This is a genomic window from Methanofollis sp. W23, assembly GCF_017875325.1.
Classification (GTDB): Archaea; Halobacteriota; Methanomicrobia; order Methanomicrobiales; family Methanofollaceae; genus Methanofollis.
Genome location: NZ_JAGGMN010000001.1, coordinates 1,860,938 through 1,881,174 on the forward strand (window position 1 = coordinate 1,860,938; position 20,237 = coordinate 1,881,174).

General features: G+C 62.2%; 17 protein-coding genes. 9 read left to right on the forward strand and 8 right to left on the reverse strand.

Annotated elements, in window-relative coordinates:
• The first annotated feature begins 853 nt into the window (after positions 1-853).
• The 3 genes from J2129_RS07910 to ileS all read left to right on the forward strand — a co-directional run bounded on the left by J2129_RS07910 (position 854) and on the right by ileS (position 5,279).
• The gene (locus J2129_RS07910; RefSeq protein ID WP_209630352.1) at positions 854-1,057 is read left to right on the forward strand and encodes a type II toxin-antitoxin system HicB family antitoxin; all 204 of its coding nucleotides are present in this window, start codon (positions 854-856) and stop codon (positions 1,055-1,057) included.
• Positions 1,054-1,287: a type II toxin-antitoxin system HicA family toxin gene (locus tag J2129_RS07915; protein ID WP_209630353.1), complete on the forward strand. Its 234-nt coding sequence runs from the start codon at positions 1,054-1,056 to the stop codon at positions 1,285-1,287. The genes J2129_RS07910 and J2129_RS07915 overlap by 4 nt, the downstream gene beginning before the upstream one ends.
• A gap of 812 nt (positions 1,288-2,099) precedes the next feature.
• Positions 2,100-5,279, forward strand: coding sequence for an isoleucine--tRNA ligase (gene ileS / locus J2129_RS07920; protein ID WP_209630354.1), 3,180 nt, complete (start codon positions 2,100-2,102; stop codon positions 5,277-5,279).
• On the opposite strand, the gene J2129_RS07925 is transcribed toward ileS, so the two are convergent.
• Positions 5,262-5,984 carry a tRNA(His) guanylyltransferase Thg1 family protein gene (locus J2129_RS07925; protein ID WP_209630355.1) on the reverse strand — a complete coding sequence of 241 codons (723 nt, stop codon included), beginning with the start codon at positions 5,982-5,984 and terminating at the stop codon, positions 5,262-5,264. The genes ileS and J2129_RS07925 overlap by 18 nt on opposite strands.
• A 22-nt stretch (positions 5,985-6,006) precedes the next feature.
• Positions 6,007-6,285 carry a PRC-barrel domain-containing protein gene (locus J2129_RS07930; protein WP_209630356.1) on the reverse strand — a complete coding sequence of 93 codons (279 nt, stop codon included), beginning with the start codon at positions 6,283-6,285 and terminating at the stop codon, positions 6,007-6,009.
• A 52-nt stretch (positions 6,286-6,337) separates the two neighbouring features.
• On the opposite strand from J2129_RS07930, the gene J2129_RS07935 reads away from it, so the two are divergent.
• Positions 6,338-7,483, forward strand: a complete 1,146-nt coding sequence (locus J2129_RS07935; protein WP_209630357.1) for a CBS domain-containing protein — start codon at positions 6,338-6,340, stop codon at positions 7,481-7,483.
• 738 nt (positions 7,484-8,221) lie between these two features.
• Here the strand turns inward: J2129_RS07935 and J2129_RS07940 are convergent.
• The gene (locus J2129_RS07940) at positions 8,222-8,638 is read right to left on the reverse strand and encodes a hypothetical protein (RefSeq protein ID WP_209630358.1); all 417 of its coding nucleotides are present in this window, start codon (positions 8,636-8,638) and stop codon (positions 8,222-8,224) included.
• Between the two features lie 13 nt (positions 8,639-8,651).
• A complete protein-coding gene (locus J2129_RS07945; RefSeq protein WP_209630359.1) occupies positions 8,652-9,170 on the reverse strand; it encodes a winged helix-turn-helix domain-containing protein in 519 nt (172 codons plus the stop codon).
• A 1,621-nt stretch (positions 9,171-10,791) separates the two neighbouring features.
• Here J2129_RS07945 and J2129_RS07950 point away from each other — a divergent pair.
• Genes J2129_RS07950 through J2129_RS07960 form a run of 3 tightly spaced genes read left to right on the forward strand, consistent with a single transcriptional unit; the run spans position 10,792 to position 14,236 of the window.
• Entirely contained in the window at positions 10,792-11,118 is a 327-nt protein-coding gene (locus tag J2129_RS07950) for a hypothetical protein (protein WP_209630360.1), read from the forward strand.
• A gap of 5 nt (positions 11,119-11,123) precedes the next feature.
• Positions 11,124-11,459: a hypothetical protein gene (locus J2129_RS07955; protein ID WP_209630361.1), complete on the forward strand. Its 336-nt coding sequence runs from the start codon at positions 11,124-11,126 to the stop codon at positions 11,457-11,459.
• A complete protein-coding gene (locus tag J2129_RS07960; RefSeq protein WP_209630362.1) occupies positions 11,456-14,236 on the forward strand; it encodes a hypothetical protein in 2,781 nt (926 codons plus the stop codon). Before J2129_RS07955 ends, J2129_RS07960 begins: the two co-directional genes overlap by 4 nt.
• Before the next feature lie 101 nt (positions 14,237-14,337).
• On the opposite strand, the gene J2129_RS07965 is transcribed toward J2129_RS07960, so the two are convergent.
• Entirely contained in the window at positions 14,338-14,775 is a 438-nt protein-coding gene (locus tag J2129_RS07965; protein ID WP_209630363.1) for a winged helix-turn-helix transcriptional regulator, read from the reverse strand.
• Between the two features lie 215 nt (positions 14,776-14,990).
• On the opposite strand from J2129_RS07965, the gene J2129_RS07970 reads away from it, so the two are divergent.
• Together J2129_RS07970 and J2129_RS07975 are read left to right on the forward strand one after the other, a co-directional pair.
• Complete coding sequence (locus tag J2129_RS07970) at positions 14,991-15,149, forward strand: hypothetical protein (RefSeq protein ID WP_209630364.1); 159 nt, start codon at positions 14,991-14,993, stop codon at positions 15,147-15,149.
• A 193-nt stretch (positions 15,150-15,342) separates the two neighbouring features.
• On the forward strand, positions 15,343-15,483 hold the full coding sequence (locus J2129_RS07975; RefSeq protein ID WP_209630365.1) for a hypothetical protein: 141 nt from the start codon (positions 15,343-15,345) through the stop codon (positions 15,481-15,483).
• Positions 15,484-16,173: 690 nt separating this feature from the next.
• On the opposite strand, the gene J2129_RS07980 is transcribed toward J2129_RS07975, so the two are convergent.
• From J2129_RS07980 to J2129_RS07990, 3 genes are all read right to left on the reverse strand, one after another.
• Positions 16,174-16,443 (reverse strand): hypothetical protein, encoded by a 270-nt coding sequence (locus tag J2129_RS07980; RefSeq protein ID WP_209630366.1) that lies wholly within the window; start codon positions 16,441-16,443, stop codon positions 16,174-16,176.
• Positions 16,444-17,359: 916 nt separating this feature from the next.
• Positions 17,360-18,877 carry a potassium/proton antiporter gene (locus tag J2129_RS07985; RefSeq protein ID WP_348632312.1) on the reverse strand — a complete coding sequence of 506 codons (1,518 nt, stop codon included), beginning with the start codon at positions 18,875-18,877 and terminating at the stop codon, positions 17,360-17,362.
• 56 nt (positions 18,878-18,933) lie between these two features.
• Positions 18,934-20,106: an AAA family ATPase gene (locus J2129_RS07990; RefSeq protein WP_209630367.1), complete on the reverse strand. Its 1,173-nt coding sequence runs from the start codon at positions 20,104-20,106 to the stop codon at positions 18,934-18,936.
• Between the last annotated feature and the right edge of the window lie 131 nt (positions 20,107-20,237).

Here is a 20,237-nt window from a genome sequence, read left to right on the forward strand (position 1 = left end):
GATGGCCATGGAATGAACGGCATGCGAGGGGAGAGGCCCGGGCACCCTCACCAGGTCCATCCTCCTCCTACCCCTGCACCGTCCTGGGGGATCACGGGGCCTCCCGGCCCCCTGATCCCCTCTCATGGCGAATGGAGGGAGCGGCAGACCCCCGGAACACCAGAGCGTGTCCCGCACCAGGTCCACCTCTCAACCACCCCCGACCTATCGCCACGCCGGGGGAGCGGGGGCACTCGTCCCCCGGCGAGAGACAGCGACACACTTCTCGTGAAGATTGAAGCAGAAGGCACACGCTTGATCCAGAATAGACGAACTCCATCTGATCCAACTTCAGCGATTCCCCACCACTCGCCATTCGCCGGGGGTCCGGGGGCGGCAGTCCCCCGGCGGAGACGGCGACACACTCCGAAAAGATCCAAACGGCACGACCCCCACCCCGTTCAAATCAGCCACCATTCACCAGGCCCATCCTCCTCTTCCCCTTCACCGTCCTGGGGGATCACGGGGCCTCCCGGCCCCCTGATCCCCTCTCATGGCGAATGGAGGGCGCGGCAGTCCCCCGGAACACCAGAGCGTGTCCTTCACCACACCTCTCAACCATCTCCGACCTATCGCCACGCCGGGGGTCCGGGGACGGCACGTCCCCCTGCGGAGGCGGCGACACACCCCGAAAAGATCCAAACGGCATGAACTCCACCCCGTTCAAATCAGCCGACCCCCACCAGACCACCACCCAGGGAAGAGCCCCCATGATCATCTCACGAGCCGACCGTTCATGAGAGCCCGATGAAGAATGCCATCCCCTCGCCCGCCACACCCGCACGTATATATCCGCCGGCGAGGAGTGAGAAGTATGAAACTGCGTGTCGTGTTGGAACCGAGCGACGAAGGGGGATATACGATCTATGTCCCCGGTCTTCCGGGGTGTATCAGCGAGGGCGACACCAGGGAAGACGCACTCCGCAATATCAGGGAGGCGATTGACCTCTACCTGGAGACGGTCGAGGACGACTGTGTCCTGAGCGAGAATGCCGAGCAGATCGAGATCGCGGTATGAACAAAGTGCCGGTCCTCAATTATGACAGAATCATCACCGCCCTCCAGAGGGACGGATGGGTGGTGGTCCGCCAGCGGGGCGCTCATATCCGCCTGCACAAGCATCTCCCTGACACGACCCTGAAACTGACCGTCCCGGCGCACACCCCGGTGAAACGTTCCACCCTCTCACATATTTTAAAACAGGCCGACATGTCGGTCGAAAAACTGAACTCACTCCTCTCGGATTGATGCTCTCGGATTGATGACATGTCGCATGAAGAGCGGAGCGGGACGGCAGACCCCCGGAACACCAGAGCGTGTCCCGCACCAGATCCCCCTCTCAACCATCCCCCACCAATCGCCCTTGCCGGGGGTCCGGGGGCGGCACGTCCCCCGGCGAGAGACGGCCGTACACTATCCATGAAGAGTGAACCAGACGGCAAGCCCCCCGTTCAAATCAGCCGCCCCTCACCAGGTCTACCTCTCAGCCCCCCGGCGGAGAGAGACCAGCCCACTCTAAAAAGATCCAAACCAGACGACATCCACCCCGTTCAAATCAGTCGACCCTCACCAGGTCCACCTCTCGGCCATCCCCGACCACTCGCCCACGCCGGGGGCCCGGGGGCGGCACGTCCCCCGGCGAGAGACGGCCGTACACTATCCATGAAGATTGAACCAGACGACATCCACCCCATTCAAATCAGCCGCCCCTCACCAGGCCCATCCTCCTCTTCCCCCTCACCGTCCTAGGGGATCACGGGGCCTCCCGGCCCCCTGATCCCCTCTCATGGCGAATAGAGGGGACGGCAGACCCCCGGAACACCAGAGCGTGTCCCTCACCAGGTCCACCTCTCAACCATCCCCGACCTATCGCCACGCCGGGGGTCCGGGGGCGGCACGTCCCCCGGCAGAGAATGAACACCCCACGGCAGGGAGATCCAAATCAGCCGACCCCCACCAGACCACCATCAGCCACCCCATTGAAAAACTACTTTGGCTCCAAAGACGCATTTTACTCCTCATGAACACCCGCCCCCCACCGGGCGGGGAGAGGGATAGAGGTGAAAGAGGTAACCAGCAGCTATGACGCACAGGCAGTCGAGGCCTCTGCCCAGAAATTCTGGCAGGAACACGACACCTACCACGCCGTAAAAGATCTCCGACAGTCGGGCACACAGTTCTTCTTCGTGGACGGCCCGCCCTACACCACCGGGCACATCCACCTGGGCACCGCCTGGAACAAGATCATCAAAGACGCCATCCTCCGCCAGAAGAGGATGCGCGGGATGAACGTCATCGAGCGGGCCGGCTACGACATGCACGGCCTCCCCATCGAAGTCCAGGTCGAACACGAACTCGGGTTCGCCTCGAAAAAAGACATCGAAGCCTACGGCATCGACCGGTTCATCGAACGCTGCCGTGAGTACGCCCTCACCAAGATGGACGAGATGTCGGACCAGTTCAGAGACCTCGGCATCTGGCTCGACTTCGACCACCCCTACCAGACCCTCAAGAAAGAATATATCGAAGCGGCCTGGTGGACCCTCAAAGAAGCCGAGAAGAACGGAAAACTCGAACGCGGCCACCGCGTCGTGAACTGGTGCCCCAGGTGCGAGACGGCGATCGCCGACTCAGAAGTCGAATACGACGACGCCGTCGACCCCTCGATCTTCGTCAAGTTCCCGGTCAAGGGCGCCGAGAACGAATACCTCGTCATCTGGACCACCACCCCCTGGACCCTCCCGGCGAACGTCGCCATCGCCGTCCACAAAAAGATCACCTACGCCCTCGTCGCCGCCCGCAAAGACGGCCGCGAGGAGAACCTCTGGATCGCCAAAGACCTCGTCGAGAGCGTGCTCAAGAAAGGGAAATACCAAGACTACGACCTCATCAAAACCCTGCCCGGCACCGACCTCGTCGGCACCGAATACGAGTCCCCGCTCGTCGGACAGGTCCCCATCCAGGCCGAGATCCCGCACCGCGTCGTCCTCGCCGACTACGTCGCCCTCGAAAACACCGGGCTCGTCCACACCGCACCAGGCCACGGCTGGGACGACTTCCTCACCGGGATACGCGAAGGCCTCCCCATCTTCTGTCCCGTCGACGGCAGCGGACGCTACACCAGGAAGGCCGGCGCCTTCGAAGGACTCTACGTCAAAGACCCGGCCACCAACCAGCAGGTCCTCGACGCCCTCGGCGACCACCTCCTCCACGAAGGCAAGATCACCCACCGCTACGGCCACTGCTGGCGGTGCAAGACCCCGATCATCTACCGCGCCACCGAACAGTGGTTCATCAAGGCCTCGGAGATGCGCGACGACCTCCTCGCCGAAATCGACAAAGTCGAGTGGCACCCCGACTGGGCAGGCAGCGCCAGGTTCCACGACTGGGTCAAAGAGGCCCGTGACTGGTGCGTCTCCCGCCAGCGCTACTGGGGCATCCCGATCCCGGTCTGGCAGTGCGACACCTGCGACCACCGCGAGGTCTACGCCTCGGTCGAAGAACTCGAAGCCGCCAGCGGGCAGACCGTCAAAGACCCGCACCGCCCGTACGTCGACGCGGTCACCGTCCCGTGCTCGTGCGGCGGGACCATGCACCGCGTCTCCGACATCTTCGACGTCTGGTTCGACTCGGCGGTCGCTTCCTGGGCCACCCTCGGGTTCCCTGGCAACAAAGCGGAGTTCGAGAAATACTGGCCTGCCGACTTCATCACCGAAGGCCAGGACCAGACCCGCGGCTGGTTCTACTCGCAGCTCGGCGCCTCCATGGTCGCCTTCGGTCGGGCGCCGTATAAGTCGGTGCTCATGCACGGGTTCGCCCTCGACTCGACAGGCAAGAAGATGTCCAAGAGCCTTGGCAACGTCGTCGTTCCCTCAGAAGTGATCGAGACGTTCGGGGTCGACGTCCTCCGTCTCTATGTCCTCTGGGCCAACGCCCCCTGGGACGACATGAAGTTCAACTGGGACGGGGTCAAGACGGTCAACCGTGCGCTCAACATCCTCTGGAACGTCTACCGGTTCCCGCTCCCGTACATGGCCCTCGACAACTTCGCCCCCGCGACCACGGCCGAGGGCGTCTGGGACGAGGAAGCCGTGAAGGCACGGCTCGACGGGGACCAGATGCCAGACGAAGACCGGTGGATCCTCTCGCGGGTCAACACCCTCTGCCAGGAGGTGAACGCCGACTTCGAGGACTACACCCTCCACAAGATCACGCGGGCCCTCGTCACCTTCGTGCTCGAAGACTTCTCCAGGTGGTACCTCCAGATCGTGCGCCCGCGGATGTGGCTCGACGAGGACGCTCCCGAGAAACAGTGCGCCTACGAGACGGTCTACTACGTCCTCAGGAGGCTCGTGCAACTCTATGCACCCTTCACCCCGCACCTCACCGAGGCGATCTACCAGAACCTGCGGTGCGAGGGCGACCCAGAGAGCGTGCACATGCTCGACTGGCCGGAGACCGACGCCGCCCTCGTCGACAGAGACCTGGAAGCGGCGATGGCAGTGGTGCAAGCCTTCGACGACGCCGCCGCCACCGCACGCCAGGACGGAAAACGCAAACTCCGCTGGCCTGTCGCCGAGGTGGTCGTGGCCACGGATTCAGAAGAGGTCAAGGCGGCGGTCGTGCGGCTCAACGGGCTCTGCACCTCGCGTGCGAACGCGAAGGCGGTCACGGTCGTCGGCGGGCACTGGGAGCGTATCGGGTGGCAGGCCGAGGCCGTGATGCGGGCGATCGGCCCGAAGTTCGGGCGCGAGGGGCCAAAGGTCAGGGCGGCGATCGAGGCGGCCGACGGTACCGCCCTCAGGGCCGCCCTGGCCGAGTCAGGGACCGCAACCCTCGGCGAGATCGAGGTGACCCCCGAGATGGTCACCTTTGTCGAGGCCATGCCTGACGGGATCTTCTCTGCCGGGATGGACGACGCCACGGTCTACGTCGACGTCAACCTCACGCCCGAGATCGAGGCCGAAGGGTTTGCCCGCGAGGCGATCAGGCGTCTCCAGGACATGCGCAAACAGCACGATCTCAAGGTCGACGACCATATCGCCGCCGAGATCGGCGTCGACGACGCACGGGTCGCCGGGCTCCTCCAGACCTGGGCTGAGGGGATCGGCGGCGAGGTGCGGGCCACGGGCCTCGACATCCACGACGGCGCCGGACTCAAAAACGAATGGGCATTCACCGCCGAGTGGGAGGTCGAAGGCGTCGCAATGACGATGGGGCTCTCACTCGCCGAGGAGTGACCGAAGATACTGATGCCCCTCTGGGGCCGAGAAGAGCGGGAGGGCCTCGTCGGCGTCGATCCGTCGGCGTTCGACGACGACCCGCTCGCCGGTCCTGGGGTCCATTCCCTCTTTTGTATATTGTCCGTGCCTGACCAGGGTGCCGCGCCGCTGCCAGGCCGGAGTTTCGGCAAGGTTGACCCCGCGTGCAAACATCATCTCGTGCATCCCGGCGGCGTTCATCCCTTTCAGGCGTGCGCCGACCTTGCGGGGGGTGAGCCCCTCGTCGAGGAGGGCGGCCTGGCAGTAGGCGTTGATGTGGTTGCGCCACGCCTCGGCCTGGCGCATGGCCAGGTAGTCCTGGGTATGGGCCTGGGTCGTCGGGATCACCCGGCTGTCGAAGGCGACCGGTGCGTCGAGCCCGGCCTCGAGGGTGAAGGCGCTCGCGGCGTACGAGGCGGCGACCGAATCGAGTTTCTCGACCCGTCCGCCGAAGGGCAGGTCGGCAAAATAGAGACTGATCTCGTCTGAGAACGTATACCCAAAGACCGGGTTGAGCCCGCTCTCGGCGAGGAGACGCCGGCAGGTCCCGACCATCGCCGCGTGGAACCGGTCGTCGAAGGGTTTGACGCAGGTGCGGGTCAGGCGGTGAAAGGCCCGGCCGTCGAGCCTGAGGATCACCGGAGGAAAGATGGCAAGGGTGGAAAAGATCTCGTGGGTGTCCATGTGCGACGCCGGAGACCCGGGATTACGCTTCCACGATATCGTTGCTGGCCGCTGCCTTCCTGAACGCCCCGGCGACGTGGCGGATGATGATGATGTCGCCGATGACCTTGATGATCCGGTAAGGGATGAGGTAGCCGCGGTGGCCTCTGGGATCGGCGATCTCGGGGTTGAGGTTGCCGACGGCGAGCGACTCGATCTTCTTGCCGTCGATGTCGATCAGGACGTCGTCGACGTCTCCGATGTAAACCGCCTTCTCGGTGTAGACGTTCATCCCAAAGAGATCTGTGACCTGTGTCTTCATCACTATCGGTTCAAGGTATAGACTATAAACATTAAAAACTCTATCATTCGCCATGAACGGATCCCTCAGGATCGGGCACCTATTTGGTATTCCTATCTATCTTCACTGGACGTTTCTCCTGGTCATCCCGCTCTTCGCCTGGATCATCGGCAGCCAGATCGTGCTCACGACCCAGTTGCTGGCAAGTCTGTTCGGGCTCGAGATCACGATGACCCTCTATCTCCAGGGGTGGATGCCCTATATCCTCGGGACGCTGGTGGTGCTCGGGCTTTTCGCCGGGGTGCTGGTCCATGAACTGGCGCATTCGCTGGTGGCGAAGTCGAAGGGGATCAGGATCCATTCGATCACGCTCCTCATCTTCGGCGGGGTGGCGTCGATGGAGGAGGAGATGCCTGACCCGAAGGTGGAGCTCCCGATGGCCCTGGTGGGGCCGTTGACGAGCGGGGCGATCGGCGGGATTTTTCTGGCGATCACCTACGGGATCGCGGCGGCGGCGACGGCGGGGGCGGTGGACGAGGGCGTGGCCGGGGTGCTCGTCTTCTTCTTCGGCTACCTGGCGCTCCTCAACATCATCCTCTTCCTGTTCAATCTGCTCCCGGCGTTCCCGATGGACGGGGGTAGGGTGCTGCGGGCGTGGCTGGCAAAGAAGATGCCCTTGCACCAGGCGACAAAGATCGCCGCCGACGTGGGGCGGGGGTTTGCGGTCTTCTTCGGGATCTTCGGGTTTTTGATCCTCAGTCCGATCCTGGTCATCATCGCCTTTTTCATTTATATCGGGGCGAACCAGGAGGCGACGGCGGTCAGGTATAATTTCTTGCTCAAGGATGTGGTGGTCAAGGACGTGATGAGTGCGCCGGTGACGACGGTGCGTCCTGACCAGCCGGTGATGGAGGTGGTGGCGATGATGTACGAGACGAAGCATCTGGGGTTTCCGGTGGTGGAGCACGGGGAGGTCATCGGGATGGTGACGCTCGGCGATGTCCATGCCGCCCCGCCGATCGACCGCGAGGCGATGCAGGTGCGTGACCTGATGTCAAAGGAGGTGATGATGCTCAAACCCTCGTCGCCGCTGACCGAGGCGATGAAGATCATGTCGAGGTCGGGGATCGGGCGGATCCCGGTGATGGAGGCGGGGGAGTTGGTCGGGATTGTGACGAGGACCGATGTGCTCACGACGCTGGAGATTAAGGAGGCGTGAAGAGGGGAACCGTCCCATCGTGAAGATTGGTGGAGGACGATAGGGAGGCGATCAAAAAGATGGTGCTCATCCGATCCATCCTTCATCCGGCCCCCGAAAATCGCCGCCGGGGGACACAGGGGCGGCCACTTCTCGGCGAAAGATATGCGTTCGACTCTGTTGAAAACCTCGATTCCTCTCCCCATGACAGGGAGGGGGATGGAACCAGGCACCTCGCCGCCCCTCGGCTATCTTCGCCGTGGGGGTTCCGGGGGGTCTCCCCCCGGCGCGAGGCGCCCGCATGCTTCTCATGAGGATTGAATCAGATGGCGGGCACGCGATCCAGAATAGATGATCTTCATCAGATCTGACTTCAGCCACCCTCCACCAATCGCATCTCAAAGGGGCTCATTGGGCCTGTCGGTCCCCGAGCCCCCTGGTATGAATTTTGAATGCATATCTTCTGCCGGGGGGCTCGCCGCCCCCCGGTCCCCCCGCCACACGATTGGGAGAATGACGGTAACCCCTTCTCGTGAAGATTGAAGCAGACGGCGGGCACGCGATCCAGAATAGATGAGCCTCACCAGATCCAACTTCGGCGGCCCTCGACCATTCGCCACGCCGGGGGTTGCGGTCCGTATCCTGTGGTATGACGACCGCAGGCGAGCACCTCCCCGCCCTTTGCAGTCTCAGGAGAGGGGGGGGATAAGGTCGGTCCCCTCCATTCTCACCCGAGAAGAGCATTCCAACAGAATCGAATTAAAGATTTAACAGCCCTTTCTCACGCAGATAATTTCCAGGTCCAGTCGTTGCATACATCGCCGTCAGGATCCGTTCCAGAGGGACGAGAACCGAAGTTTCCGATTCAAATGCATCGGCAAGCATCTTCAGACCTTCCTGGATACGTTCAAAATGAACTGGTTCGAGTTCGACCGTGGTGTCTCCAGAACGAAGGCGTTTGAACCGTTCCATCAGTCCGTTATAACTGGTATTCAGAACAAAGTCGGCCAGAAGATAATCTTCCGCAAAAGAATATCTCAGCGTCCGGCTGGTGATCCCATAGGCGGCGGAAAAATAGTAGAGTTTCTTCTCTACCGTTTCCGCCTTTTTCATCATGAGTTCTATCCGCCGCAGTTCTACGACCAATTCTTTTCTGAAGAAATCATCTTTTGACATGGGTATCTATCTTCTACTGGATATATCCGGGAAATCCTCTGTCATAATCGTCTGCGGTTTCATACGGGGGAGCAGGGGAGAGCGAGTGGGGTTCACCAACGCACCACCCGTCCCCGGCACCCCATCCGTTCCCTGCCGCAGGCCTGACAGGGAAGTTCCTCCACTCTTCTTCAGTCGAGGTCTCAATATCTGAGAAATCAACGGCGGACGCATGTTCCCGAACATAGTCATGAATCTCCTGAACGGTCTCGTCGCCAAGCATCCGGCCGATCAACGAATTGTTCAGGGTATCAAGTGACCGGACGATCGGCGACGCCGGGTTCAGCGAGTATTTCGGGATCTGGGCGGTGCTGGCGGTAAGGATACCCCACTCGACAAACTTCCTGACCACCTTCCCGACGGTGTTCCTGCTCACGCCTGCTTCTTCTGAGAGTTCAGTGATGTTGAACTCCATGCCTTCAAGTGGTAAGAGGAATTCGAGAAGCCGTAATTCACAGGTGTTCCCAAACACCCCTTCAAACGGACGAATCATAGTTATCACATTTTTTGATGGGAATGATCTTCACATTCAGTCCTGGTGGAACCCATGCAGACTGATGCATCACACGCGGTGATCACTACTATTGTCGGGGGTGATAAAAATTTTGTGCATTGTTCCGAAGGTCAGTATTCCAGACCCTTTGACGCGGCATATCCATGGTTTTCCAGTGCCACGACCGCCATAGTGATGGTGGAAATGTAATATTTGTCTTCTTTTTTTGCGATTTTTGTAATATATCCTTCGTTCAGCAATATTTTCAGGGCTTTTTTGAATGAGAGATGATCGCGGCCTGGAAATTTTTTTATGTACAATTTTTTTAATTTTTCCGAGTGATATCCTTTATCGGATCGTACGCTTCTCCGTTTATAAAGTAGATTCAGAATAAAGAGAGTCTCTTCGGTGAGTCCGCACGACATGGGGGTCTATGAGGATCTGGAATTTCATAATATATATAGTAGGTTTCTATTCTTCGGAGAGGAATGAGGGGGCGACCTCTTCTCGCGATGGGGTTCATGGGACCTGTCGGTCCCTTGAGCCCCTCATCATGAAGATTGACAGGAGACGGTACGCCCCCGATCAAAATCAGGTGACCCTCATCTGATCCAACTTCAGCGATCCCCGACCAATCGCCATCCGCCGGGGTCCGGGGGCGGCACGTCCCCCGGCACGAGATGCTCGCACACGTCTCATGAAGATTGGTCGGGGTCGGCACACGCTCGATCCAGAACAGATGACACCCATCTGATCCAACTTCAGCGATCCCCGACCAATCGCCATCCGCCGGGGTCCGGGGGCGGCAGTCCCCCGGCGAGAGACGGCCGTACACGTCTCGTGATGAGCATATCCAAAAACCCTCTGAAGCCTGAACCCCCTCTCGAACCTTCTGCCGGGGGGCTCGCCGCCCCCCGGTCCCCCCGCCACACGATGGGGAGAATGACGGCAAACCCTTCTCATGAGGATTGAAGCAGACGGCAGGCACCCGATCCAGAATAGATGATCCTCCTCAGATCCGACTTCAGCGATCCCCGACCCATCGCCATCCGCCGGGGGTCCGGGGGCGGTGTCCCCCGGCACTCGATCCAGAATTGATGACCCTCCTCAGATCCGACTTCAGCGATGCCCGGCCAATCGCACCTCGACGGGGTTCGTGGGGCCTTGCGACCCTTGAGCCCCCCATCATGAAGATTGACGGAGACGGCGAGCGCCCCGATCAAAACTGGAGAATACTCATCAGATCTACTGCTCTGCCATCCGCGACCAATCGCCATTCGTCGGGGGTCCGGGGGCGGCAGTCCCCCGGCACGAGATGCTCGCACACTTCTCATGAAGATTGTTCAGAGACCGCAGGGCACCCGATCCATATCAGATGACCCTCCTCAGATCCACCTTCGGCGATCCCCGACCAATCGCCACGTCAGGGGTCCGGGGGCGGCAGTCCCCCGGCACGAGACCCCCGCACCCCTCTCATGAAGAAATTCCCGCTCCCCTCTTCGACTTCCAGACTTCCAGCCCCCATTCACCTCGTCTTTTTATCCGGCCGCTTCCTCGCTCTACTCAGTGCGGCGACGGCGTGCACGAGACGGCGGCGTCCGCACTGGAGGAACGAAAAACTATGGAAAAATATTCTCAAAGGTCTCCGGAGTTTTCGGGGACGAAGAACCGCTCGAAGGATATGACTGCGATATACCACGCACAGGACAAAACGGACGGCAGCCCCCGTGACCACCTGTGCGCCAACACCGGATCTGCGACGACTGCCACTTCATCCTTGGCCTCCAGGGATATAAAGACGATCGATCTGATCCCGCTCCACCTCATCCCGACGGTGGTGGCTTCAGCGGTCAGGTGCCGTGGCAGGGCGCTCGACGAGGTGTATGTGCGACGGAGTGGGAGGCATTCCTACGCGGTGACGGTGATGGCACGGAGGGGGGAGGCATGAACGGTATGAACGGGAGACTCTGTCCTGGCGCCGATGGCGGGCTCCACCTCTTCCTTGGCGATCGGCATTTTCTGGTCGCGGCCGAGGACGTGCGGCCCCTCCTCTCTTCAGGGCGCACGGTCCCGGTGACGACGGTCGAGGTGACGAGCGAGGCGGACGGCGACATGAGCGGGCAGGTGATGATCGTGGGGCACGCGGCGATGAACGTGTTTGAACGTGCGGTGACGGTCTTCACGGTCGCCGGGCACTTCATCGTGCCGCTGGTGAGCGTGCAGCGGGTTGTCCGCGGGGAAGCGGCTTCGGCGCCGCTCTTCCCACTGATCCCGGAGGGGTGTCCATGATCCCCTCGGCCCTCGCCGCCCTCTTCCCTGAGGGCGGCGTCGTGGAACTCCGTGCCCTTGCCGACCGGTTCACGCACTCCGGCTACTTCGACGACTTTGCGAAGTTGGCGAACGCCGCCGCGGCGCTCGATGCCGATCCCGAGATGAAGGGGACGTACGTCACCCTGAACAAGGTCGACCCGGCCCTGCTCGCGAGGCGGGCAAACCGCGTGAAGATGCGGTTGACCAGGAGCGACCCCACCACCGCCGACGCCGACATCGTCCGCCGCCGCTGGCTCCCCATAGACCTCGATCCGGTGCGCCCGAGCGGGGTCTCCTCGACCGAGGATGAGCACGAGGCGGCGCTGGAGCGTGCCGGGGTGATCGCTCGCTGGCTCGCGGGGCAGGGGTTTTCCGATCCGATCAAGGCCGACTCAGGCAACGGCGCCCATCTTTTGTATCGGATCGACCTCGCCAACGACGAGGCGGCGACCGCCCTGGTGAAGGCCGTGCTCGTCACCCTTGACGCCCTCTTCTCGGACGAGGTCGTCACCGTCGACACGGCGAACTACAATGCCGCCAGGATCTGGAAACTCTACGGCACGACCTCGCGCAAGGGCGACCACACCACCGAGCGCCCGCACCGGCGGGCACAGGTCCTCGCCGTGCCCGAGCACCCTGAAGTCGTCGGCGATGAAGTGCTCATGAAGGTCGCCGCCCTCCTCCCGGTCGACGCCCCGACACCGCCGCCCGCACCGAAGCGGGGGAAGCCCCTCGACCTCGGCACCTGGCTCCGCGAGCACGGGATCGGCGTCCGCACCGCCAAACCCTGGCAGGGCGGGACGCTCTACGTCCTCGAGGACTGCCCGTTCAGTAGCGCCCACCATGACGGGGCCTTCGCGGTCCAGTTCCCGTCTGGCGCGATCCATGCCGGGTGCCACCACGCCTCGTGCGGCGGCGGGACGCAGCGGTGGCCTGAGTTGCGCGGGAAGTACGAGACAAGGAGGCGGAAGAAGGAGGCTCCACCCCCTCCTCCTCCTCCGCCGGCACCAGATCCCGACCCGGCGCTCAGGGAGGAGGCGATGGCGGTCCTCGCCGAGGGCGACCCCCTCGGCTTCCTCCTCGACACCTTCGCCCGCGAGCACGTCGGCGACCGCATCGTCGCCGAGTGCCTGGTGATGTCCCTGGCCTCGCAGTCGGTCGAGAACACGAGTGGGTTGCACGTCTCGGTCTCAGGGAACTCTGGCAAAGGCAAGAGCCACGCCTGCACCACCATGCTCAAGCAGGTCCCGGCGGCGTATCGTCTTGCAGGCACCGTCTCTGACAAAGCGCTCTACTACAAAACAGACCTGCGGCCAGGGACCGTCTTCCTCTTCGACGACGTCTCGCTCTCCGACGACCTCCAGGAGGTGCTCAAGGCCGCCACCGCCAACTTCAGAGAAGGGATCGAGCACCAGACCCTCACCACCGACCGCAAACTCCAGGTCTGCCGCATCCCAGAGCGCTGCGTCTGGTGGCTTGCCAAGGTCGAGGACTCAGGCGACGACCAGGTGATGAACCGCATGCTCACCACCTGGATCGACGACTCGACCGAGCAGGACGAGCGGGTGCTCAGGCACCGGAAACAGAAGGAGGCCGAGGAGGCAGAGAACGAGGACGCCGAAGACCCGGCCCTCGCCGTCTGCCAGGCGGTCTGGGAGGTCCTCAAGGAGGAGCGCCTCCACGTCTCGATCCCGTACGCCGAGGCCGTGCAGTTCTCCTCGGCCGCCAACCGCCGGAACCCCGGCATCCTCTTCGACCTCGTCAAGGCCTCGGCATTGCTGCACCGGTTCCAGCGCGAGCCCTACGAGGGCGGGATCCGGGCAAGTCGCGAGGACTTCGAGACGGCGGCGCGGATCTACGCCGCGATCAACGGCGAGGCCGGGGGGCAGGAGACCAAACTGACGAAGAACGAGTCGGCCGCCCTCGAGACCGTCGCCACCATGGGCTGGGACGTCTTCACGGTCAGGATGCTCCAGGACGCCCTCGGGCTCTCGTATCACCAGACCCGCCGGATCCTCCACGGCTACAACAACGGCGGCTCGACCTACTCAGGGCTCCTGGAGAAGTGTCCGGCGGTCGGGTTCGCAGACACTCTCATCTCCGAGGAGGTCGACGGCTCCATGGTCAGAAGGCGCGAGCACCAGTTCTCTTTCGACCTCGTGGCCTACCGGCGGTGGACAGGGGGGGCATATGTCTGGCTCGACCCTGACCTGCCAGACGACGGCGACGATGACGACGATGGCACATGTGCACCCAGGATGCACCGGGATGGCACCGCAGATGTGCAGGAGAAGAAGACGGAGGAACGGCCCCAGAGTACCTATTCTAAAGAGAGGAGAGAGATCTCTCTCTCTCATAGTACTAGATTGCACCAGATCGGGAGCACACACCCCGCCTCTGATCGGTCAGGGTCTGAGGGTATGGGTGTGTGCGATCGGGGTGCGGGTGCACGTGACGGGGAAAAACCTGGCGAGAGGTCGGTGATCCACAATCACGGCCATACATCCTCTCCGTTCATCGACAATACCAGAGTGCACCCCGGTGCAATCCGGTGCACCAGTGCACGCCCGCCTGTCCTGCTCCCCGGTGTCCTGGACCACCGGGAGTTCACGCGGGTGCGCACCGACCTGGGGCGATGCGGTGTCTGCGGCGAGGGCCGGGCGGTCTTTCGCTCGGCCGACGGGCATGTGGTGCTCTGCGAGCGGTGTTATGCCGGACTGGTGCGGGAGGGGAACACGGGGCGAGGGGTGGGGTGAGCGGACCCGATCCTGACCGGCGCCCCTCTGACGGCGATTGTATGCAACGACCAGGCAGACACCCTCGCGCGGGTGCTCTCCCCCATCTCTCCCCGACCGGCTCAGGGCTTCCGACAGATCGAGAGGACCACCCTCGCAGACGGCCTGACCAGTGCGCATTTGCTCTTCCCCTGTGCAGTCTGGTCGATCAATCGGTTCGAGAGCAACCGCGCACAATATCGCGAGGCTGAACTTTCAGAGATCTGCACACGTTGTGCGATATCTGAGATCGAGGTGGGGCCGAAGTCCTGGATGTCCTGGAGGACCTCCAGCTCCCGGCCCCTGAGCGGCGAGGTGAGGGAGGGGAGATCGATCGCAGAGAGGTGCCGGCTCACATCTGAATATGAGGTGAACTGAGCGATCAGTGGCGCATGGCTTACGGACGCGACGGTGAGGGCGACCAGGATCTCGCGTGGCCCGCCAGAGAGATTTACGATGATCGACGCTCCCGGAGTGTCGCGCACCGTGCCTTTGACCGCCTCGATGCATGCAAGGACCATGCCGAAACCCATCTCCGCCAGTGTCTGTCTGCACCGCTATCTGCATGGAGATGAGCAGGGACTCGTTGCAGATTGCAGAGGGGCGAGGGCGAAGGGGCCATATCTTTCAATTCGATACCATCAGAGGTGATGATTATGGCGACCATCTCGATGAATTTATATTACCGTGCGAGTCATCTCCAATCATGATCGATGAAAAGACGTCAAGTGTGGTCTTGATCTGCATTGTCGCCATCGTGGCTTTCTTCGACCTTGGGGGAGTCCTCCCCGCGGGGATCACCCTCATCGTCGGGAGCCTCGTAGGTGTGCTCCTCCTGATGATCGGCGTGCTCCTCCTCGGAGAGATCCGGGACGAGATTGTAGCCAGAGAGTGAGTCATGCCCTCGACCCCTGCGGTATGGTCGCAGTTGACGAGATAACCCAGGAGAGACTGAAGCCTGGAATATGTCAGCATCACCAAGTCCATGTCGAAATCGCCGCCAACACGAGAACTTCACACAGATCAAAACCCTCTCCGTCCCTTGCCCCGACCGGCACCCCCTTCCAACCAGAAAAGAATGAAACCTCATGGACCTTGTTCTCATATTCGGGCTGATGTTCATCGTATGCCTTCTCGCCGGGGCCGAACACGGCATACTCCTCAAGATCCTCTTCGCCCTCTGGATCGTGCTCACGCTGATCATCTCCCTCCTCTTCTGCCCGTTCTGAGAGGAAAAAGCGCGCGCGACGAAGAAAGGGAAACGAACCAGAGAGACAACCGCGATCAGGACGGTGCCAGGCAGGAGCGCCGTCCTGACGAGGAGAGCGCGAGAAGAAAAAACAGCGGAGATCTGACCCACCCCGGCGCCATATCCCAACATATATAATAGCACACAGAAACAAGTGGTCAATTGTGGGGCGTGATGCCCCCGCATATCACTCATGAAGGAGGTGGGACACGAACGCAAAAAGTGCGGACAGAGAAGAGACGTACGATTTTCGTTTTCAAATCTCCAGAGCAACCATCAATCAATGGGTGTTCCATGCACCGCCCGATAATGCCATTTCGTCGGGATGCCGACATCACCGGTGCAATTGGAGAGGGGCAATACTCCAATCCTCACCTCTCCAATGTCGGTTTTTTTTGTATCCAGAAGATCAGAGAGCGTCCCGATCTGATGAAGGGCATCCAATGTAGATCGACCGCCTGCCACTCTTCGAGCATCCCGAAACTCTCCGGGGTTGAAGATCTCCTCGAACCGAAGTGCTCTCTTCCAGAAATTCTACACGCGATCCTCGACCAAGGGACTTGCCATTCGAAGACCTCAGAGTCTTCTCAACGGCTCGAAAATCATAGATTTTCGGTTCTGTAGAAAACCCTTAGGATGTCTCTTTCTGGCGGGGGCGTGCCACTCGAAATCATCCGGCTTTCTCGACTGCTCGAAGATCAGAGATCTTCTCAAGTTCGCTCCGCTCACACTCCTTCACACGATAGGTCGAGAACTGCAGTCCCCTTGTTATCTCCGTCCATCCTGCCTTCCCACTCCTATCCTCCTCTCGGTCGTACCCATACTGGGTGAGGGTTTCTACAGAGCCGATTTTCTCGACTCTGTCCAGTCGTCCCCCTGACCCCCCCGTCGATGAAGAGTGGCGGAGGAGTGTGTCCTGTCTTCCTGATCTCAACTCCACCTTCCCGTCCCCATCGCCATCCCGGGGGTCCGGGCGGCACGCGCCCCAGGTCAAAGGGGTAGGAAGGCGGGTGACACACGTCTCACCGATACACGGAGGATAGAAAACTTTCCCGCAATCTCGCGCCGGGGGCGCTGCCCCCGGACCCCCACGGACGAGGATAGCCAGGGGGCGGCGATGAAACCAGACCGTTCAAAGGTCCTGTCGCGAGGATTGGGGTCCCGCCCACACGCCGTAGCGCACCTCAGAACCAAAGGTTCATGCCCGATTCTACAGAGCCGGGATCTCCTCATTGGCATCCATCGCCTCAATCGATGAGGAGGAGGGCAGGAGCGTGTGGGGATGACCCCTTCTGATAAGAATACCAGGAGCCGAAGGTCCCTGGGCCGCGTCGGGTCCATGGTGCCGTCCACTCATCTTTTGAAACGCATACCCCCGCACTCAAAGACTTCGTCGTCTTATCTTCACTCCACGCACACTTCAAAGATCAGAGATTTTCTTGAACTCACTCTCGTTCGTTTCCCCCTGACCCCAGATGAAGAAGAGGGCCGGGAAGGCACAATCAATGATCATCCTCTGCCTATCCTCGTGCGGAGGGGCCGGGAGGCCGCACGCCCCCTGCCAGAGATAACCGTCCGGCTTTGTAGAGCCCCTCACTTCCTCTCGGTGTAAGGGCGACTCAATCGCCTTCCCACACAATCACGCCGGGGGCGCGTGCCGCCCGGACCCCCGGGATGAAGAGTGAGCCGGGAAGGCATATGCAAAATCCATGAAGAGGGAGTGCCGTCCTCGACCTATCTATCGTGGGGCGGAGGGGCCGGGGGGCGGCGAGTCCCCCGCATAAGAGATCCAATCAAGAGAACTTCTACAGAGCCGAAAAATCACAGATTTTTTTTCCACTGAGGAGGCGCCCCCGTCATGCCCCCTTGCCGACCTCCCGGCGCACACCGGCCCGCCCCTCCCCACCGCCTCCCTCCTCGGGATCGAGCAAAGTCGCCCGGACCGCCGCCGCAAGGTCGTCGGTCGTCAGGAGGAGGAGCGAGTCGCCGGCCTCGATGACCGTGCCCCCGCTCGGGACAAACCGGTCGGCACCCTTCTGGATGAGGATGATGAGCGCCCCCTTCGGCAACCCGAGGTCGACGACCTGCCTGCCCACCGACGCCGCCCCGGAAGGGATGACCAGGTCGAGAAAAGCGCTCCGGGCGTCGGGGTCGGCCTCGAGCTCGTGGGAGAGCCGGTGTGTCCCCCCCACCGGGGCCGCAAGCCCCAGCCACCTTGCGACCGAGGGGATCGACGTCCCATGCACCAGCGCCGAGACCAGGACGATGAAGAAGACCATGTTGAAGATCGTCTCCGCACCAGGCACCCCGGCCACGAGAGGATAGGTCGCAAGGATGATCGGCACCGCTCCACGCAGCCCGACCCAGGAGACCAGGGCCTTCTCGCGCACCGGCATCTTCCAGGGGAGAAGGGTGACCATGACCGCAAGCGGGCGGGCGACCAGGAGCAGGAAGAGGGCGGTGAGCATCCCCGGCACCGCCGCCGCGATGAGCGCCGAAGGGAAGACGAGGAGCCCCAGCGCAAGGAACATCAGGATCTGCATGAGCCAGGCGATCCCGTCATGGAACCTGATCAGACTCTTCTTGTATACAATGTCGTTGTTGCCCACGACCAGTCCGGCGATATAGACCGCAATAAACCCGTTGCCCCCGAGGAGAGAGGTCAGCCCATAGGTCATCGGGACCATCGTGAAGGTGAACACCGGGTACAGTCCTTCAGATTCGAGTTTCAGGCGGTTGATAAGATAGACGACGACCATCCCCAGGCCATACCCCATGAGCCCCCCGACCGCCATCTGCTGCACAAACATCGGGACGAGTGAGAAGATCGAGGCGCCGGGAGTGAGGATCAAGGAGATGACCCCGGTGGTCAGGAGGACCGCCATGGGGTCGTTGCTCCCAGACTCGAACTCAAGCAAGGGCCGCAGGTGCCCTTTCAGGCGCGCCCGCGCCATCCGCAGGACCGAGAAGACCGCCGCCGCATCGGTGGAGGAGACGACCGCCCCGAGGAGGAGGGCGGTCAGGGGCGGGAACCCCAGGACCAGGACCGCAAACCCGCCGAGGAGCAGGGCGGTCAGGACGACGCCGACGGTCGAGAGGGCGATCCCCTGCCAGAGGACAGGCCTGACCTCCTCCCACCTGGTGTCGAACCCCCCAGAGAAGAGGATGTAGGCGAGGGCGACGATCCCGACAGTCTGCGCAAGCCCCGGGTCGTCGAAGGGGATCCCCCCAGGACCTTCCGAGCCCGCGAGCATCCCGACGGCAAGGAAGATGAGGAGGGCCGGGACGCCGAGGCGTTCTGCAAATTTGTTGGCGATGATACTGATGAGAAAGAGCACCGCAATACCGACAAGGACAAGTTCGAGACTGAGCACGATATCTGGGTATGCATCGGGCCGGGTGGACGATAATGGTGCCGAGCGCCCGGAGGCTATCTCCTCTCGGGCTCAGCGACCCCCCTCGGCATGGGCAGTGTGGGCGACCTGACAGATGCCTCGGCCACCCCGTCGGCGACCACGATCTCTCGCGTCCACCCCCGGCCCTTCTGTCGCCGCCGCGTCCAGACCAGTCCGGCCTCCTCAAGCCGGCGCACCCGTTCGTAAAAGGTCGAGTAACTCATCGGCACGAGCGCCGTGACCGCCCTATAGACCAGTCCCGAGGTCGTCTCATCTCCCTCGGCCGCCATCCTGACGAGCACCGAGAGCACCGTCCGGTCGGCGGCAAGGAGGCCCCCCACCGCCCCGGCAAGCCCCAGACGTACCGAGCGCCCGGCCGCCGCCGTCACGTCTTCGGGCACCACCTCCGAGCGTCCGGCACGCTCGGCACGATACACCGCCTCTTTCACAAGACGCAACCCCGCCCGCAGGTCGCCGTGCCGCACCGTCTGCGCCGCCGCGACGTCGAGGACCGCCGGCGCCACCACCCCGGGGTACACCCCGACCCGCACGCGGTCGGCAAGGATCCCCCGCACCTCCTCCTCGGTGTAGGGGGGGAAGAAGATCGTGCGGGCCTGGAGACTCGAACAGGCCGAGGGGGTGAGGGCGGTGGCGGCGAGCCCAGGGTCCATCGAGGCGTCGGTCATCACCACCCCGGTCCGTGCGCCAGGGCATGACTCGTGGAGGCGGAGGATGGAGAGGAGGACGTCGTTGAGCACTCCCTGCGGGGCGAGAAAAGAGGCGTCGTCGAGACAGACGACAAGGACTTCGCCCCGGCGGGCCAGGGCGTGCCCGATCCCGCTGAGGACCTGCGGGCTGGAGAGCCCGTGGGCAGGGGGCGGGTGGCCGAAGAGGGCGAGATAGATCCTGGAAAAGACTGCATAGGCCGTCTGTTCTGTCCGGCAGGAGACGAGCACCGGGACCACCCGCGTCGTCGCCTCCCGCACCTGGGCGAAGAGGAGGCGGACCGCCGTGGTCTTGCCGGTGCCGGGCGGGCCCTGGAGGATGGTGTTCAATGGGCGGGCGCCGTGGAGGGTGGGGCGGAGGGCGAAGGCGAGCTCCTCGATCTGGGTGTCGCGGTGGTTGAAGATCTCGGGGAGGTGGTCGGGTTCGAAGAGGTCGGGGTCGCGAAAGAGCGTCTCGTCGGCGACGCGAAGATATGAGGTCATGGAGGAGGGGTGGCCGCCGGGGTATATAGGGGTGTGGCGTGTGGGCGGGGCGAAAGTGGGAAGTGGTGGCGAGAGGGCCTGTACGAACTATGAGTGAATACCCCTCTGATCAAAATAAAAAGACATATATC

Excerpts from the sequence above, each read along its gene's own strand:
- J2129_RS07935 (WP_209630357.1), top strand. The coding sequence starts at position 6,338 with ATGAACGGATCCCTCAGGATCGGGCACCTATTTGGTATTCCTATCTAT.
- J2129_RS07930 (WP_209630356.1), bottom strand. The coding sequence starts at position 6,285 with ATGAAGACACAGGTCACAGATCTCTTTGGGATGAACGTCTACACCGAG.
- J2129_RS07965 (WP_209630363.1), bottom strand. The coding sequence starts at position 14,775 with ATGGTCCTTGCATGCATCGAGGCGGTCAAAGGCACGGTGCGCGACACT.
- J2129_RS07990 (WP_209630367.1), bottom strand. The coding sequence starts at position 20,106 with ATGACCTCATATCTTCGCGTCGCCGACGAGACGCTCTTTCGCGACCCC.
- J2129_RS07975 (WP_209630365.1), top strand. The coding sequence starts at position 15,343 with ATGGACCTTGTTCTCATATTCGGGCTGATGTTCATCGTATGCCTTCTC.
- J2129_RS07915 (WP_209630353.1), top strand. The coding sequence starts at position 1,054 with ATGAACAAAGTGCCGGTCCTCAATTATGACAGAATCATCACCGCCCTC.
- J2129_RS07910 (WP_209630352.1), top strand. The coding sequence starts at position 854 with ATGAAACTGCGTGTCGTGTTGGAACCGAGCGACGAAGGGGGATATACG.
- J2129_RS07940 (WP_209630358.1), bottom strand. The coding sequence starts at position 8,638 with ATGTCAAAAGATGATTTCTTCAGAAAAGAATTGGTCGTAGAACTGCGG.
- J2129_RS07945 (WP_209630359.1), bottom strand. The coding sequence starts at position 9,170 with ATGATTCGTCCGTTTGAAGGGGTGTTTGGGAACACCTGTGAATTACGG.
- J2129_RS07925 (WP_209630355.1), bottom strand. The coding sequence starts at position 5,984 with ATGGACACCCACGAGATCTTTTCCACCCTTGCCATCTTTCCTCCGGTG.
- J2129_RS07950 (WP_209630360.1), top strand. The coding sequence starts at position 10,792 with ATGGAAAAATATTCTCAAAGGTCTCCGGAGTTTTCGGGGACGAAGAAC.
- J2129_RS07955 (WP_209630361.1), top strand. The coding sequence starts at position 11,124 with ATGAACGGGAGACTCTGTCCTGGCGCCGATGGCGGGCTCCACCTCTTC.
- J2129_RS07960 (WP_209630362.1), top strand. The coding sequence starts at position 11,456 with ATGATCCCCTCGGCCCTCGCCGCCCTCTTCCCTGAGGGCGGCGTCGTG.